This window comes from Azospira sp., assembly GCF_030247495.1.
GTDB lineage: Bacteria > Pseudomonadota > Gammaproteobacteria > Burkholderiales > Rhodocyclaceae > Azospira > Azospira oryzae.
In genome coordinates, this window is sequence record NZ_JAOTRW010000006.1 from 204,441 (window position 1) to 219,795 (window position 15,355).

The 15,355-nt window shown below is 68.4% G+C and carries 14 protein-coding genes and 1 riboswitch; all 14 genes read left to right on the top strand.

What is annotated here, in order from left to right:
- Positions 1–122 precede the first annotated feature (122 nt).
- The 14 genes from ilvA to ribBA all read left to right on the top strand — a co-directional run bounded on the left by ilvA (position 123) and on the right by ribBA (position 15,351).
- Positions 123–1,634: a threonine ammonia-lyase, biosynthetic gene (gene ilvA, locus OEL49_RS10705; RefSeq protein ID WP_130459687.1), complete on the top strand. Its 1,512-nt coding sequence runs from the start codon at positions 123–125 to the stop codon at positions 1,632–1,634.
- Positions 1,635–1,735: 101 nt separating this feature from the next.
- Entirely contained in the window at positions 1,736–2,791 is a 1,056-nt protein-coding gene (locus tag OEL49_RS10710; RefSeq protein ID WP_014235837.1) for a VanZ family protein, read from the top strand.
- 35 nt (positions 2,792–2,826) lie between these two features.
- Complete coding sequence (locus OEL49_RS10715) at positions 2,827–3,135, top strand: (2Fe-2S) ferredoxin domain-containing protein (protein ID WP_014235836.1); 309 nt, start codon at positions 2,827–2,829, stop codon at positions 3,133–3,135.
- Positions 3,136–3,137: 2 nt separating this feature from the next.
- Entirely contained in the window at positions 3,138–3,776 is a 639-nt protein-coding gene (locus OEL49_RS10720; protein WP_287874655.1) for an alpha/beta hydrolase, read from the top strand.
- Between the two features lie 99 nt (positions 3,777–3,875).
- Positions 3,876–4,799, top strand: a complete 924-nt coding sequence (locus OEL49_RS10725) for an ATP-binding cassette domain-containing protein (protein ID WP_014235834.1) — start codon at positions 3,876–3,878, stop codon at positions 4,797–4,799.
- A 226-nt stretch (positions 4,800–5,025) separates the two neighbouring features.
- Entirely contained in the window at positions 5,026–7,683 is a 2,658-nt protein-coding gene (locus OEL49_RS10730; protein ID WP_287874656.1) for a chemotaxis protein CheW, read from the top strand.
- Positions 7,684–7,823: 140 nt separating this feature from the next.
- A riboswitch (cobalamin riboswitch) is annotated at positions 7,824–8,024 on the top strand.
- A gap of 86 nt (positions 8,025–8,110) precedes the next feature.
- The gene (gene cbpA, locus OEL49_RS10735) at positions 8,111–8,281 is read left to right on the top strand and encodes a modified peptide precursor CbpA (RefSeq protein ID WP_287874657.1); all 171 of its coding nucleotides are present in this window, start codon (positions 8,111–8,113) and stop codon (positions 8,279–8,281) included.
- Positions 8,278–9,648 carry a peptide-modifying radical SAM enzyme CbpB gene (gene cbpB / locus OEL49_RS10740; protein WP_287874658.1) on the top strand — a complete coding sequence of 457 codons (1,371 nt, stop codon included), beginning with the start codon at positions 8,278–8,280 and terminating at the stop codon, positions 9,646–9,648. The genes cbpA and cbpB overlap by 4 nt, the downstream gene beginning before the upstream one ends.
- A 90-nt stretch (positions 9,649–9,738) precedes the next feature.
- Complete coding sequence (locus OEL49_RS10745; protein ID WP_287874659.1) at positions 9,739–10,539, top strand: ABC transporter permease; 801 nt, start codon at positions 9,739–9,741, stop codon at positions 10,537–10,539.
- Positions 10,540–10,599: 60 nt separating this feature from the next.
- Positions 10,600–10,941 (top strand): divalent-cation tolerance protein CutA, encoded by a 342-nt coding sequence (gene cutA, locus OEL49_RS10750; RefSeq protein ID WP_287874660.1) that lies wholly within the window; start codon positions 10,600–10,602, stop codon positions 10,939–10,941.
- 4 nt (positions 10,942–10,945) lie between these two features.
- Complete coding sequence (locus OEL49_RS10755) at positions 10,946–12,730, top strand: protein-disulfide reductase DsbD (RefSeq protein WP_287874661.1); 1,785 nt, start codon at positions 10,946–10,948, stop codon at positions 12,728–12,730.
- Positions 12,731–12,880: 150 nt separating this feature from the next.
- Positions 12,881–13,504, top strand: coding sequence for a GTP cyclohydrolase II (gene ribA, locus OEL49_RS10760; protein ID WP_014235827.1), 624 nt, complete (start codon positions 12,881–12,883; stop codon positions 13,502–13,504).
- Positions 13,505–13,621: 117 nt separating this feature from the next.
- Positions 13,622–14,224 (top strand): riboflavin synthase, encoded by a 603-nt coding sequence (locus OEL49_RS10765; protein ID WP_014235826.1) that lies wholly within the window; start codon positions 13,622–13,624, stop codon positions 14,222–14,224.
- A 5-nt stretch (positions 14,225–14,229) separates the two neighbouring features.
- Complete coding sequence (ribBA, locus tag OEL49_RS10770) at positions 14,230–15,351, top strand: bifunctional 3,4-dihydroxy-2-butanone-4-phosphate synthase/GTP cyclohydrolase II (protein ID WP_014235825.1); 1,122 nt, start codon at positions 14,230–14,232, stop codon at positions 15,349–15,351.
- Positions 15,352–15,355 lie beyond the last annotated feature (4 nt).

Consider the following 15,355-nt stretch of genomic DNA (forward strand, 5'->3'; position numbering starts at 1 on the left):
AGGTAGGCGTTGGGCTTGAATGGACCACCATTATCCTGGATTTCAGGTAGTCCCTTCATGGACTTGCCCCCACCCGGGGGGTACACTGCCGTGCTTTACGCCCTCGGCATCCGACCTTCCCCATGCAGCACGACTATCTGACCAAAATCCTCAACGCCCGGGTCTATGAGGCCGCCGTTGAGACTCCCCTGGAACTGGCGCCCAATCTCTCCCACCGGCTCGGCAACCGCTTCTATTTCAAGCGCGAGGACATGCAGCCGGTGTTCTCCTTCAAGCTGCGCGGCGCCTACAACAAGATTGCCCACCTCACCCCGGCCCAGTTGCAGCGCGGCGTCATCTGCGCCTCCGCCGGCAACCACGCCCAGGGCGTGGCCCTTTCCGCCGCCAAGATCGGCTGCCGGGCGGTCATCGTCATGCCCACCACCACGCCCCAGATCAAGGTCCAGGCCGTGGCTTCCCGGGGCGGCGAGGTGGTGCTGGCCGGCGAGTCCTACGACGAGGCCTATGCCCATGCGGTGGAGCTGGAGAAGGCCGAGAAGCTGACTTTCGTGCACCCTTTCGACGACCCCTATGTCATCGCCGGCCAGGGCACCATCGGCATGGAAATCCTGCGCCAGCACGGCAAGCCGATCCACGCCGTGTTCGTGGCCATCGGCGGCGGCGGCCTGGCGGCCGGCGTGGCCGCCTACATCAAGGCGGTGCGGCCGGAGATCAAGGTCATCGGCGTGGAAACCTTCGACGCTGACGCCATGAAGCAGTCCATCGCCGCCGGCAAGCGGGTGCGCCTGGACAACGTGGGCCTCTTCGCCGACGGCACGGCGGTGAAGTTCGTCGGCGAGGAGACCTTCCGGGTCTGCCGCGAATACCTGGACGACATCATCCTGGTGGATACGGACGCCATCTGCGCCGCCATCAAGGACGTCTTCGAGGACACCCGCTCCATCCTGGAGCCTTCCGGGGCCCTGGCCATCGCCGGCGCCAAGGAATACGCCAAGCAGCACAAACTGAAGGATAAGTCCCTGGTGGCCGTGGCCTCCGGCGCCAATACCAATTTTGACCGCCTGCGCTTCGTCGCCGAGCGGGCCGAGGTGGGCGAGCAGCGGGAGGCGGTGCTGGCCGTGACCCTGCCGGAGAAGCCCGGTGCCTACAAGCGCTTCGTCTCCCTCATCGGCAGCCGCAACATCACCGAATTCAACTACCGCTTCCACGAGGCGCGGGAAGCCCACGTCTTCGTCGGCGTGCAGGTGGCCAACCGGGCCGAATCCACCAAGCTGGTGGAGAGCCTGAAAAAGCACGGCTACGCCACCCTGGACCTGACCGACGACGAAATGGGCAAGCTGCACGTGCGCCACATGGTCGGCGGCCATGCGCCCCAGGTGCAGAACGAGCTGCTGTACCGCTTCGAATTCCCGGAACGGCCCGGCGCCCTGATGAACTTCCTCAACCGCATGAGCTCCGGCTGGAACATCAGCCTCTTCCACTACCGCAACCACGGCGCCGACTACGGCCGGGTGCTGGTGGGCATGCAGGTGCCGCCGGCGGAGATGGGCGAGTTCCAGACCTTCCTCCAGGAGCTGGGCTACCACCACTGGGACGAGACGGCCAACCCGGCCTACAAGCTCTTCCTCGGCTGAGGTCGCCGGGGTGGCGGCGCCGGAGGGGCGCCCCGTCCCCGCCTGTGCCATACTGAAAACCCGTCGACGCCCTCCGGATTTCCCTCCGCCCGTCCCCCGCCATGTTCTCCCGCCCCGGTACCGTCCTCGCCCGCTACCTGGCCCTGGCCTACGTCCTGCTGGTGATCTACGCCAGCCTGCACCCCTTCGCCGGCTGGCGCGACCTGGGCCTGTCCCCCTTCGCCTTCCTCGAGGCCGGCTGGCCCCGCTACTGGACGGCCTTCGACCTGGTGGTGAACGTGGGGGTGTACCTGCCCCTCGGCTTCCTCCTCGCCCTGGCCCTGCCCATGCCGGTCCTGCCGCGCCTGCTGCCCAGCCTGCTGGCGGTGCTGCTGGGCAGCGGCCTTTCCTTCGGCCTGGAGTCGGTGCAGACCTGGCTGCCCAGCCGGGTGCCCTCCAACCTGGACCTGGCCTGCAATGCCCTGGGGGCCCTGCTCGGCGCCCTGGCCGCCTTCTTCCACGGCGAGCGCCTGTTCCTGCGCCTGACCCACTGGCACGGCCGCCTGGTGGCGGACCTGCCCCATGCCGAACTGGGGGCGGTGCTGCTGGGCCTGTGGCTGGTGACCCAGCTGTCGCCGGAAACCCTGCTCTTCGGCAGCGGCGACCTGCGCAGCCTGCTGGGCCTGCCCCTGGCCGTGCCTTTCGATCCGCCCGTGTTCCAACTGGTGGAGGCCCTCATCGTCGGCGCCTCGGTGGTGGCCCTGGGCCTCTTCGCCCGCACCCTGCTGGCGCCCCGCTGGCCGGCCTGGGTCGGCCCGCCCCTGCTGATCCTGGCGGCCCTGGGGGTGAAGTCCCTGGCCCTGGCGGTGCTGGTCAGCCCCGGCGACGCCTTCATCTGGTGGAGCGAGGGGGCGCGCCTGGGCCTGCTGTGGGGCGGTATCGTGCTGGCGGTGCTGGCCTGGCTGCCGCCCAACTGGCGCATCGTTCTCGCCGGCCTGGCCCTGATGGCGGCCACGGTGCTGGTGAACCTGGCGCCGGAGAATCCCTATTCCGCCGCCGCCCTGGCCGCCTGGCGCCAGGGGCACTTTTTCAATTTCAACGGTCTTACCCGTCTGACGGCCGCCCTGTGGCCCTTCGTCGCCCTGCCCTACCTGATGCTGCTGGGGCGGCGGCTATAATCCGATCCCGACGTTTTTCCCTACCGGACTGCCCCATGAGCTACTACCAACACCACGCCTTCATCTGCTGCAACCAGCGCCCCGACGGCGAAACCTGCTGCAACGCCCTGGGGGCCAGCGAGCTGATGGCCTACGCCAAGGACAAGGTGGCCGCTGCCAAGCGCAACGGTCCCGGCCAAGTGCGCATCAACAAGGCCGGCTGCCTGGGCCGCTGCGACAACGGCCCGGTGATGGTGATCTACCCGGAAGAGACCTGGTACACCTTCCTCGACAGGTCCGACATCGACGAGATCGTGGAGGAACACCTGCTCCACGGCCGCATCGTCGAGCGCCTGAAGATCTGACCATGCGCGTCGAACCCGAACTGCTGCTGCTGGACGGTCCTGCCGGCAAGATCGAGGTGATCCTGGAGAATCCGGGGGCGCCCAAGGGCATCGCCCTCATCGGCCATCCCCATCCCCTCTTCGGCGGCGCCAACACCAACAAGGTGGCCCAGACCCTGGCCCGCACCCTGGTGCAGCTGGGCTATGTCGCCCTGCGCCCCAACTTCCGCGGTGTCGGCCAGAGCGAAGGCAGCCACGACGAGGGCCAGGGCGAGAGCGATGACATGCTGGCGGTGCTGGACTATGCGAAGGAGCGCTTCGGCCACCTGCCCGTGGTGCTGGCCGGCTTCTCCTTTGGTGCCTACGTCCAGGCCAAGGTGGCCGCCCGCCTGGCCGAAGCCGGTCACCCGGCCCAGCGCCTGGTGCTGGTGGGCACCGCCTCCGGCCATGTGGAAGGGGCGCGCCAGTACAACACCAGCGCCGTGGCGCCGGACACCATCGTCATCCACGGCTCCAAGGACGAAACGGTGCCTTTGGAAAACGTGCTGGCCTGGGCCGAGCCCATGGACCTGCCGGTGGTGGTGGTGGCGGGGGCGGACCATTTCTTCCACCGCCGCCTGCACGTCTTGAAAGACATCATCACCCGCGCCTGGAAACACTGACCAACCGATGCCGTGGCAGCCAGCAAGGACGGGCATCTCCGCCTTGCCTGGCCGGAGAACGGCATCCCTCCTGCCTTCCCGGGCAGGGCTCAAACAGAAATGGATAGGGCTCCTGTGCAACCTCTGATCGTCGAATCCCTGGTCAAGCGCTACGGCGATTTCACCGCCGTGGACGGCGTCTCCTTTGCCGTCGAGCCGGGCACCTGCTTCGGCCTGCTCGGGCCCAACGGCGCCGGCAAGACCACCACCCTGCGCTGCTGCCTCGGCCTCACGGCCCCGGAGTCCGGCGCGGTGCGGCTGAACGGACTGCCCGTGCCGCAGGCGGCCAGGGAAGCCCGTCTGCGGACCGGTGTGGTGCCCCAGTTCGACAACCTGGACCCGGATTTCACGGTGGCCGAGAACCTGCTGGTGTACGGCCGCTACTTCGGCCTCAGCGACGCCACGGTGCTGGCCCGCATTCCCGAGCTGCTGGAATTCGCCGGCCTCGGCGGCAAGGAAAAGTCGCCCCTGAAAAGCCTCTCCGGCGGCATGAAGCGGCGCCTGACCCTGGCCCGGGCGTTGGTCAACGACCCGGACATCGTCTTCCTCGACGAGCCCACCACCGGCCTCGATCCCCAGGCCCGGCACCTCATCTGGGAGCGCCTCAAGGCCCTCACCGCCCGGGGCAAGACCCTTATCCTCACCACCCACTTCATGGACGAGGCGGAGCGCCTCTGCCACCAGCTGGCGGTGCTCGACCACGGCCGCCTGATTACCCAGGGCAGCCCCCGGGAGCTGATCGCCAGCCACATCGAGCCCCAGGTGGTGGAGGTTTACGGCGAAAACGCCCCGGCCTGGGCCGAAGGCCACGGCCATCTGGCGGACCGCTGCGAAATCTCCGGCGAGACGGCCTTCTTCTATTGCCGCGAGCCGGCATCCCTGCTGGAGGCCCTGACCGCCGCCCCGGGCCTGCACTACGTGCACCGGGCGGCCAACCTGGAAGACGTCTTCATCAAGCTCACCGGCCGCGAACTGCGGGACTGAGGGTTGCCCCCTGCCCCGGGAATTCCCGGGGGCTATGCAAAGCCGGGCTTCACGCTACAATCTCCCCACCCATGACCCGGGCATCGACCCGGGCGCCGGCAGCGGCCCAGGGCCAGCCCGCTGCCTGTCGTTCCCCATAAGGCCCGACCACCACCGCACGACCTCCCGTATTCCGACTGGCAGGGGCCCTCACGCCCACCGCCGGCGCCATCCTAGGAGGAGTGCCATGCACGACGACAACCAGGGCCTGGTGGAGGCCTTCATCCCCTTCATGCGCAGCGTCGCCCAGTGCGAAAAGCAGCTGGAGAACCTCAATTTCACCTGGGGCATGATCGAGGCCACGGCCAAGATGAACTGCCCGGCCGAGGCCAAGACCATCCTGCCGACCATGGGTGCCACCCGGGAGGGCTTCGGCCGCCTGGAGCGGCAGCTGATCGAGAACCTGGTGCAGGAGAACATCCGCAAGGTGGTGCTGGAAATCGGCTCCAAGGCCCAGGTGGCGGTGGACATCCTGATCCGCAACCTCTACGAGCGCACCGCCGACGTGGGTTTCCTGGCCACGGACGAGGACATCCGCGACTTCATCCGCCAGCGCAAGGAGGCGCCGGACCAGGAGACCCTGGAAGGGGAGAAGGCCCGCATCCTGCGCCGCCTGCAGGAGTACCGGGACAAATACACGGTGTACGACGAAATCCTGGTGCTGGACCTCAACGGCCGGGTCATCGCCCACCTGGATAGCGCCAGCCCCGTGCTCTTCTCCCAGGACCCCCTGCTGCAACAGACCCTGCACACCGACGGCTATGTGGAGACCTTCCGCGCCAGCGACCTGCGCCCCGGTCTGGAGCGGGCCCTCATCTACTCCCAGCGCATCGACGACGGCGACAGCGGCGAGCCCCTGGGGGTGCTGTGCCTGTGCTTCCGCTTTGCCGACGAGACGGAGAGCATCTTCCGCAACCTGCGTCGCCGGGAGGACCGTTCGGTGATGCTGCTGCTGGACGCCCAGGGCACGGTGATCGCCTCCAGCGATGCCGACCACGTGCCCCTGGGCCGCCGCCTGGAGCAGGTGCGGGATGCGGATTACCGCATCGTCGATTGGGGCGGCCGCGAGTACCTGGCCAGGACCTGCCCCACCCGGGGCTACCAGGGCTACGTCGGGCCCGGCTGGGTGGGCCATGTCATGGTGCCGGTCAGCTCCGCCTTCCGCGCCGGCCTGGGCCAGGCCGCCGAGAGCCTGCCGGCGGAGGTGCTGGAGGGCGTGCTGGCCCACGCCGACACCTTCTGCCCGGCCCTGGCCGACATCGCCCGGGGAGCCGAGGGCATCAACCTCTCCCTGCGCCGGGTGGTGTGGAACGGCCAGATCATGGCTGCCGACAAGCGGGGCGACCTGCTCAAGCTCAAATCCGTGCTGCAGCAGATTTCCGAGACCGGCGACCGCACCAGCGACCTCTTCGCCCGCTCCATCGCCGACCTCTACCAGACCGCCATCTCCTCCAGCCTGCAGGACGTGCAGTTCATCTCCCGCCTGATGATCGACATCATGGACCGCAACCTCTACGAGCGGGCCAACGACTGCCGCTGGTGGGCCCTCACCTCGGCCCTGCGCCGCAGCATGGCCGCCGGCCGTCCCGGCGAGGCGGAGGCCCAGGCCATGGCCGGCATCCTGGAATACATCAACAGCCTGTACACCGTCTATTCCCGGCTTTTCGTGTACGACCTTTCCGGCACCATCGTCGCCGCTTCCAACCTGCACGGCGACAGCCTCAACCTGGTGGGCAAGAAGGTGGATGCGGGCTGGGTCCAGTCCGTCTTCTACCTGCCCAGCACCCAGCATTACTGCGTCTCCCCCTTCGAGAAGAGCTGGCTCTACGGCAGCCGCCCCACCTACGTCTACAACGCCGCCATCCGCCATCCCGACGATCCGGCCAAGGTGGTGGGGGGCATCGGCATCGTCTTCGACGCAGCGCCCCAGTTCGCCGCCATGCTGGCCGATTCCCTGCCGCCCCAGGCCGGGGCCTTCGCCGTCTTCACCGAGCGCAGCGGCCGCATCATCGCCTCCTCCGACGAACGCTTCCCGGCGGAAAGCCTGCTGGAGGTGGACAAGAGCCTCTTCGCCGCCGCCAACGGCGAGGGCCGCTCCCGGGTGGTGCAACTGGCCGGGCGCACCTGGATCGTCGGCAGCACCGCCTCCTTCGGCTACCGGGAATTTAAGAATAGCGGCGACTACAGCAACGACGTGGTGGCTCTGGTGTTCGTTCCCGTGGGCGACGGCAGTGCCGCCGCGGCCCCCCGGGAGCGGCGCCCGGCGGTGCTGGAAGGCAGCTACGGCGACCTGCACGCCCGGGGCGGGCAGAGCGTGGAGCTGGCCACCTTCATCGTCGGCGACAAGGTGTACGGCCTGCCGGCGGCCGAAGTGCTGGAGGCGGTGGACCCGGCCCGGCTTTCCCCCATGAGCGGCTCCCGCCGCTATCTTTGCGGCGTCATTAGCTTCCAGAGCGGTGGCGGCGACAGCGGCACCCTGGTGCCGGTGGTGGATATGCGCTTCCTTCTCAACTACCCGGCCAAGGAGGTGGACAACCACAGCCAGATCGTCGTGGTGCGGGTGCGGGACGGCCTCATGGGGCTGCTGGTGGACGATCTCTATGCCGTGCCCGAATTCGACGCCGAGCGCCTGGAGCCGATCCCGGAGATGATCCGCCAGGACGCCGGCTACGTGCAGGCCATCATCAAGCCGCGCCAGCCGGACAGGGAAAAAATCCTCCAGGTGCTGGACCCGGAGCGCATCTGCGGCGCAGCCCAGAGAAAGCCGGAGTCCGCCGCGGGCGGCGAGGCACCGCGCCCGGCGGCGCCCCTGCGGGCCATCGGCGGGCCCGGAGGCGGGCGCTGAGGGGGGAAGGGCAAGGGGGCAGGGCAAGGAGGCAAGCGCAGGGCTGCCGGGCAAAAATCCGACCCCGGACAGAGGCGCTTTACCTGGATCAAATCCGGCTGCCGTCGGCCTTGACCCTCCCCGGGCCGGCGGCCAGAATCCGCCCCCATTCGGCTTCCGCTTTCGGAACACGGTGCAACTCCGTGGCGGGCCCGCCGCTGTAATCGGGGACGGTCGTTCCACGGCGTGGTGCAGTTTTTCCACGCCACCCACTGCTGCAGAAAATGCGGCGGGAAGGGGGAACCCAGTAGCAGGACCGGTCGATCCGTAAGCCAGAAGACGGGCGGAAGTCGTGGAGTTCCAGGCAAAGGGCTCCGGCGGCATGTTTCTTTCGAGACAGGCCGCCGGAGCCCTTTTGCTTTTTTTCATACCTTCGCGGGAGGACCCCATGAAAGCCACCACTCAAGTTACCAGCCAAGCCACCACTGCCCAGCAGGCTGCCACCCAGCCCACCCAGGCCGCCGCCCCGGCCCCGGTCATCGCCAGCCGCAAGTCCTGCAACCCGGACGGCATCGGCCTCTCCCACTACGTCCTGATGGACCGGAAGGCGGCCAAGTGAACGGTCCGGCTCCCCACCTGCGCCGGCTGCAGCCCTACGACATCGGCCATGAGCGCTACGTGGCCCTGCTGCACCCGGAGACTGCCTTCTGGTCCCTGGTGGACAAGGACCGGGTGGAGACGGAATTGTGCGGCAGCGAGCTGGCCGAGCGCTTCCGGGCCCAGGCGGCAAGGTTCGCCCAGGAAATCCACGCCCTGCGCTTCGAGCTGAAGCCCTCCGGCGTCTATGTGAACCCGACGGAACGCTGCAACCTGGACTGCACCTACTGCTACATCCCCGACACCCTGCGCCGCCACGGCAGCGATATGCCGGCGGAACGGCTGCTGGGGGCCCTGCAGCGGCTGAAGGAATACTTCGCCACGGTGATGGACGGCGGCGAGGGGGCGCGCAAGCCCCGCCTCATCTTCCACGGCGCCGAACCCCTGATGAACCGGGAGGCCCTGTTCGCCGCCATCGACCTGTTCCAGGACGACTTCGCCTTCGGCGTGCAGACCAACGGCACCCTGCTCACCGATGCCGCCGCCGACTTCCTCATGCAGCGCAACGTCAGCATCGGCCTTTCCCTGGACGGTCCCACCGCCCCCATCACCAACGCCACCCGCCACACCTGGGCCGGCCAGGGGGTGCACCAGCACGTGCTGCGGGCCATGGAGCGGCTCCAGGGCTACGGCTCCTGGAGCGTCATCACCACCTGCACCACGGAAAACCTGGCCCACCTGACGGACATGGTGGAGCTGTTCCACCGCCACCAGGTGCCCACCTGCATGCTCAACGCGGTGCGCTGCACCCTTTCCGGCGCCCGGGGGGTCAAGCCGGCGGACGGGGATTTCGCCCGGGCCTTCATTGCCGCCCTGGAGCGGACCCACGAGCTGTACCGGGAGACCGGGCGCAAGCTGGTGGTGGCCAATTTCGCCAACATCCTGCTGGCCATCCTGGCGCCCACGGCGCGGCGCCTGATGTGCGACATCTCCCCCTGCGGCGGCGGCCGGGCCTTCTTCGCCCTGGCGGCAGACGGTGGCCTCTTTCCCTGCAGCGAGTTCATCGGCCTGCCGGCCTTCGAGGGCGGCAACCTGTTCACCGACGGCGTTGCCGCCGCCCTGGAATCGCCAGCCTTCAAGGAAGTCACCGGGCGGGACGTGGACAAGTTCGAGCCCTGCGCCTCCTGCCCCATCCGCCACTTCTGCGGCAGTCCCTGCCCGGCGGAGGCCAACGAGATGAACGGCGGCATGGAGAAGACCGGCGCCTTCTGCCAGTTCTACGAGGAGCAGGTGCGCTACGCCCTGCGCCTGATCGCCGACGGCAAGTCCGACGACTTCCTCTGGGACGGCTGGGACCAAGGCACGGAGACGGTTTTCAGCGCCTGCTGAGGCCCGTTCGAGGCCCGTTTGCCCCCGGTCGGCGGCCCCGCCCCGACCGGGGTGCTTACCTTCCGGGCGCCAAGGTCGGATAATGGCGCCATGAATGCCGCCACTTCCTCCCCTTCCCTCTACGCGCCGCCCCGCCTTTCCGCCCGCTGGTTTCCCGTGTGGCAACGCAATTTCCTGGTCTGGCGCAAGCTGGCCTTGCCTTCCATCCTGGGCAACCTGGCCGACCCCCTGATCTACATGCTGGGCCTGGGCTACGGCCTGGGCAGCATGCTGCCGGAGGTGGCCGGCACCTCCTACGTGGCCTTCCTGGCCGCCGGCACGGTGTGCGCCAGCACCATGAACGCCGCCACCTTCGAAGCCCTCTATTCGGCCTTCTCCCGCATGCACGTGCAGAAGACCTGGGAGGCCATGCTCAACGCCCCCCTGGAGCTGGAGGACGTGATGCTGGGCGAGCTGATCTGGGCCGCCACCAAGAGCCTCCTTTCCGGCTGCGCCATCCTCACGGTGATCTTCGTTCTTGGCCTCTCCCATTCGCCCCTGGCCCTGGGAGTGCTGCCGGTGATCCTGCTCACCGGCCTGGCCTTCGCCGCCCTGGGCCTGATCGTCAATGCCCTGGCGCCCTCCTACGATTTCTTCATGTACTACTTCACCCTCTTCATCACCCCCACCATGCTGCTTTCCGGCGTCTTCTTCCCCCGGGAACAGCTGCCGGCCCTGGTCCAGGGGCTGACCGAGGTACTGCCCCTGACCCACGCCGTGCAACTGGTGCGGCCCCTGCTGCAGGGCCAGGTGCCGGCCAATGCCCTGCTGCACGTGGCGGTGCTGCTGGCCATCACTGCCGTCGCCTTCCTCGTCGCCCTGGTGCTGACCCGGCGCCGCCTGTTGCGCTGAGATGGCGGCAGGCGCAGGCAGATCAAAACGCGAAACGCCGCTCTCGGCTAAGATGGCCCCATGACCACCTCCAAAAAAGCCAACTCGGTACTGCTGGTGCAGACCAATTGCCCGGACGGCGAAACCGCCGCCCGCCTCGCCGCCGCCCTGGTGGATGCCCGTCTGGCGGCCTGCGCCAACGTGCTGGCGCCCTGCGCCTCCATCTACCGCTGGCAGGGCAAGGTGGAGATGGCCACCGAGACGCCCCTGCAGCTGAAGACCGCCGCCGACCGCTTCCCCGAACTGCGGGCCCGCCTGCTGGAACTGCATCCCTACGACGTGCCGGAGATCGTTGCCTGGCCCGTGGCCGAAGGGCTGCCCGATTACCTCAACTGGGTCGTGACCGAGACCCGCCCCGAGTGACGCCGTGATTGCTTCCCTGATTTCCCCGTTGTGGCGCCGGCTGCTGCCGTGCCTGATCCTGCTGGGCCTGGCCCTGCCCGTGGCCGCCCAGGAATTCCTCGATCCCCTGGTGGCCTTCAAGCCCGAAGCCCGGGCCCTGGACGACAAGACAGTGGAGGTGCGCTACAGCATCGCCAAGGGCTATTACCTGTACCGGGACAAGTTCAGGTTCGCCGCCGAGGGCGCCACCCTGGGCACCCCCGTGTTCCCCGCCGGCAAGCAGAAGCATGATGACAACTTCGGCGACGTGGAGGTCTATTACAAGAGCGTGGCCATCCGCCTGCCGCTGAGCGCCAACCCGTCCGGCCCCATCACCCTCAAGGTGACGGCCCAGGGCTGCGCCGATGCCGGGGTCTGCTACCCGCCCCAGGAACAAAAGCTCAGCGTCACCCTGCCGGCCCCGGGCAGCGCCCCGGCCGCAGTGCCCGACGCCGCCGGCGACGAGAGCGGCCATATCGCCGGCCTGCTGCAGAACGCCGGCTTCTGGCTGGCCGTCTCCACCTTCTTCGGCTTCGGCCTGCTGCTGGCCCTGACGCCCTGCGTCTTCCCCATGATCCCCATCCTCTCCGGCATCATCGTCGGCCAGGGGCATCACGTTTCCCGCAGCAAGAGCTTCCTCCTCTCCCTGGCCTACGTGCTGGGCATGGCGGTGACCTACGCCGCCCTGGGGGTGGCCGCCGGCCTCACCGGCACCCTGCTCTCCGCCGCCCTGCAGAATCCCTGGGTGCTGGGCGCCTTCGCCGCCGTCTTCGTGGTGCTGTCCTTCTCCATGTTCGGCTTCTACGAGCTGCAGCTGCCCAGCTTCCTGCAGAGCAAGCTGTCGGAAGAGGCCAGCCACCTGCACGGCGGCCACCTGGCGGCGGTGTTCGCCATGGGGGCCCTGTCGGCGGTGATCGTCGGCCCCTGCGTCGCCGCCCCCCTGGCCGGGGCCCTGCTCTACATCGGCCAGAGCGGCGATGCGGTGCTGGGCGGCGCCGCCCTTTTCGCCATGGCCCTGGGCATGGGCGTGCCCCTGCTGCTGGTGGGCCTCTCCGCCACCACCCTGCTGCCCCGGTCCGGACCCTGGATGGAAGCGGTGAAGAAGGCCTTCGGCGTCATCCTCCTCGGCACTGCCCTGTGGCTGGTGTCGCCGGTGCTGCCGGCGGCCCTGGTGATGGCCGGCTGGGCCCTGCTGCTGATCGTGCCGGCCGTCTTCATGCATGCTCTGGACCCCCTGCCGGCCACGGCCAAGGGCTGGCAGCGCTTCTGGAAGGGCATCGGCATCGTCATGCTGCTGGCCGGCGCCGCCCTGGTGGTGGGCCTGGCGGCCGGCTCCCGGGACCCCCTGCAGCCCCTCAAGGGCGTGGTGGCGGCCAATGCGGCGGCGGGCGGCGGGGCCGAGGCTCCCGCCCTGCCCTTCGTCCGGGTAAAATCCGTGGCCGACCTGGAAGCCCGGGTCAAGGCGGCGGGCAAGCCGGTGATGCTGGATTTCTATGCGGACTGGTGCGTCTCCTGCAAGGAAATGGAGCGCTTCACCTTCGCCGACCCCAAGGTCCGGGCCAAGCTGGCCGGCTTCACCCTGCTGCAGGCCGACGTCACCGCCAACAGCGAGGACGACAAGGCCCTGCTGCAGCGCTTCAAGCTGTTCGGCCCGCCCGGCATCATCTTCTTCGATGCCGCCGGCCAGGAAATCGCCGGCCTGCGGGTGGTGGGTTTCCAGGAGGCCACCCCGTTCCTCCAGGTCCTGCAGCGGGTGGCCCCGGGCGCCTGATTGGTGAACCGGGTTGATCTTTTCGCCCGATATTTTTCGCTTTTGGCCCGGCCCCGTCTGGCCTAATATGGCATGACCCCATGGGGAGTTGCCTACCGCCGCGGTGGGCCTGCCCAGAGAACAGCTCAATAAAATTCAACTTATAACAACATGACTTCCACCCCTTCCCTGCCGGCCGTGGCCCTGGTGGCCAGCTGCGAACTGCCCACGCCCTGGGCTGTCTTCCGCCTGCACGGTTTCCAGGAAACCGCTTCCGGCAAGGAGCATCTGGCCCTGACCCTGGGCCAGGTGGGCGATGGCGTGCCGGCCCTGACCCGGCTCCATTCCGAATGCCTCACCGGCGACGGCCTCTTTTCCCTGCGTTGCGACTGCGGTCCCCAGCTGGAGGCGGCCCTGGCGGCCATCGCCAAGGAAGGCCGGGGCGTGCTGCTGTACCTGCGCCAGGAAGGCCGGGGCATCGGCCTGCTGGACAAGCTGCGGGCCTACGCCCTGCAGGACCAGGGCCTGGACACGGTGGACGCCAACCGGGCCCTGGGCCTGCCCGACGACGCCCGGGACTACGGCGTCGCCGCCGCCATGCTCAACACCCTGGGGGTGCCGGCGGTGCGCCTGATGACCAACAATCCGGCCAAGGTGTCGGCCCTCACCGCCCGGGGTGTCAATGTGACCGAGCGGGTGCCCCATGTGGCCGGCCGCGGCCCGCGCAACCAGGACTATCTGGAAACCAAGGCGGCCCGCATGGGCCACTTGCTGCCCTGGCTGGAACAGGACTAGGTTCCACTTGCCGGCGGCCGTGGCCGCCGTCCCGCCCCGGGGCGGTCCCCATCCGGAGTCCCCCGGTGTGGCGTGATAAAATCCCCTTCCCCAACCCCAAAATTCCGAGATAAATCCATGTTTTCCGGTATCGTCGCGGCCGTCGGTCGCATCACCCATCTGACCGCCCGTGAGGCCGGCTTCCGGCTGACCGTGGAGCCCGGCGGCCTGGACATGACGGACGTGGCCCTGGGCGATTCCATCGCCCACAACGGCGTCTGCCTCACCGTGGTGGAAAAGACCCCCAGCCACTACTGCGTGGACGTCTCCCCCGAGACCCTCTCCTGTACCGTGGGCCTGGCCGAGCCCGGCCCGGTGAACCTGGAGAAGGCCCTCTGCCTGGCGGACCGCCTCGGCGGCCACCTGGTCTCCGGCCATGTGGACGGGGTCGGCACCGTGACCCGCTTCGACCTCATCGGCGAAGGCAAGGAAGCCAACCGCCTGCTGCAGATCGAGGCGCCGGCCGAACTGGCCAAGTACATCGCGCGCAAGGGCTCCATGACCGTGGACGGCGTCAGCCTCACCACCAACACGGTCAGCGGCAGCACCTTCAGCATCAACCTCATCGCCCACACCCTGGAAGTCACCACCCTGAACCGCCTGCACGTGGGCGCCAAGGTGAACCTGGAAGTGGACCTCATCGCCCGCTACGTCGAGCGCATGCTCAATCCGGAAGCCTGAACGCCATGAATGCCGCTACTGCCAGTGCCATCTCCCCGATCCAGGACATCATCGCCGACATCCGCGCCGGCAAGATGGTCATCCTGGTGGACGAGGAGGACCGGGAAAACGAAGGCGACGTCATCATCGCCTCCGACTTCATCACCCCCGAAGCCATCAACTTCATGGTCACCCACTGCCGTGGCCTGGTCTGCCTCACCATCACCGAGGAGCGCTCCCGCCAGCTGGGCCTGACCCAGATGGCCCGGGACAACAAGACCCCCTATGGCACCGCCTTCACCGTTTCCATCGAAGCCGCCGAAGGCGTCACCACCGGCATTTCGGCCCACGACCGGGCCCGCACCGTGCAGGCCGCCGTGGCCAAGAACGCCGGTCCCGACGACATCGTCCAGCCCGGCCACATCTTCCCCATCACCGCCAAGCCCGGCGGCGTGCTGGTGCGCGCCGGCCACACCGAGGCCGGCTGCGACCTGGGCGCCCTGGCCGGCCTGGAGCCGTCCTCCGTCATCTGCGAGATCCTCAAGGAAGACGGCACCATGGCCCGCCTGCCGGACCTGATCGAATTCGCCAAGCTGCACGGCCTCAAGATCGGCACCATCGCCGACCTGATCCACTACCGCAGCGAACACGAAACCCTGGTGGAGCCCCTGCGCGTCAAGACCGTGCAGACCCCCCACGGCGAGTTCCAGCTGCACGCTTTCCACGACCGGGTGGCCGACGAGGTGCACCTGGCCCTGGTCAAGGGCGAGATCAAGGCCGATCAGGAAACCCTGGTGCGGGTCCATGAGCCCGTCTCCGTGCTCGACTTCCTCGACCCTGCCGGCGGCGTGCATACCGTCTCCATCGACCAGGCCCAGCAGGCCCTGGCCAAGCACGGCAGCGGCGTCATCGTGCTGCTGCACCGGCCCCAGAGCGGCAGCGACCTGCGCGCCGCCCTGTGCCCGGAAAAGGCCGCCGCCCCGGCGCCGAAGAAGTGGGATCCGCGCATCTACGGCATCGGCGCCCAGATCCTGCGCCAGCTGGGCGTGCGCAAGATGAAGCTGCTCTCCAGCCCGCGCCGCATGCCTTCCATGACCGGCTTCGGCCTCGAAGTCACCGGTTTCGTCACCGACATTGAAAAGCCCTGAGACC

Bases quoted from the DNA above. Each gene is read 5' to 3' on its own strand.
- ilvA (WP_130459687.1), top strand. From the start codon at position 123: ATGCAGCACGACTATCTGACCAAAATCCTCAACGCCCGGGTCTATGAG.
- OEL49_RS10710 (WP_014235837.1), top strand. From the start codon at position 1,736: ATGTTCTCCCGCCCCGGTACCGTCCTCGCCCGCTACCTGGCCCTGGCC.
- OEL49_RS10715 (WP_014235836.1), top strand. From the start codon at position 2,827: ATGAGCTACTACCAACACCACGCCTTCATCTGCTGCAACCAGCGCCCC.
- OEL49_RS10720 (WP_287874655.1), top strand. From the start codon at position 3,138: ATGCGCGTCGAACCCGAACTGCTGCTGCTGGACGGTCCTGCCGGCAAG.
- OEL49_RS10725 (WP_014235834.1), top strand. From the start codon at position 3,876: ATGGATAGGGCTCCTGTGCAACCTCTGATCGTCGAATCCCTGGTCAAG.
- OEL49_RS10730 (WP_287874656.1), top strand. From the start codon at position 5,026: ATGCACGACGACAACCAGGGCCTGGTGGAGGCCTTCATCCCCTTCATG.
- cbpA (WP_287874657.1), top strand. From the start codon at position 8,111: ATGAAAGCCACCACTCAAGTTACCAGCCAAGCCACCACTGCCCAGCAG.
- OEL49_RS10745 (WP_287874659.1), top strand. From the start codon at position 9,739: ATGAATGCCGCCACTTCCTCCCCTTCCCTCTACGCGCCGCCCCGCCTT.
- cutA (WP_287874660.1), top strand. From the start codon at position 10,600: ATGACCACCTCCAAAAAAGCCAACTCGGTACTGCTGGTGCAGACCAAT.
- ribA (WP_014235827.1), top strand. From the start codon at position 12,881: ATGACTTCCACCCCTTCCCTGCCGGCCGTGGCCCTGGTGGCCAGCTGC.
- OEL49_RS10765 (WP_014235826.1), top strand. From the start codon at position 13,622: ATGTTTTCCGGTATCGTCGCGGCCGTCGGTCGCATCACCCATCTGACC.
- ribBA (WP_014235825.1), top strand. From the start codon at position 14,230: ATGAATGCCGCTACTGCCAGTGCCATCTCCCCGATCCAGGACATCATC.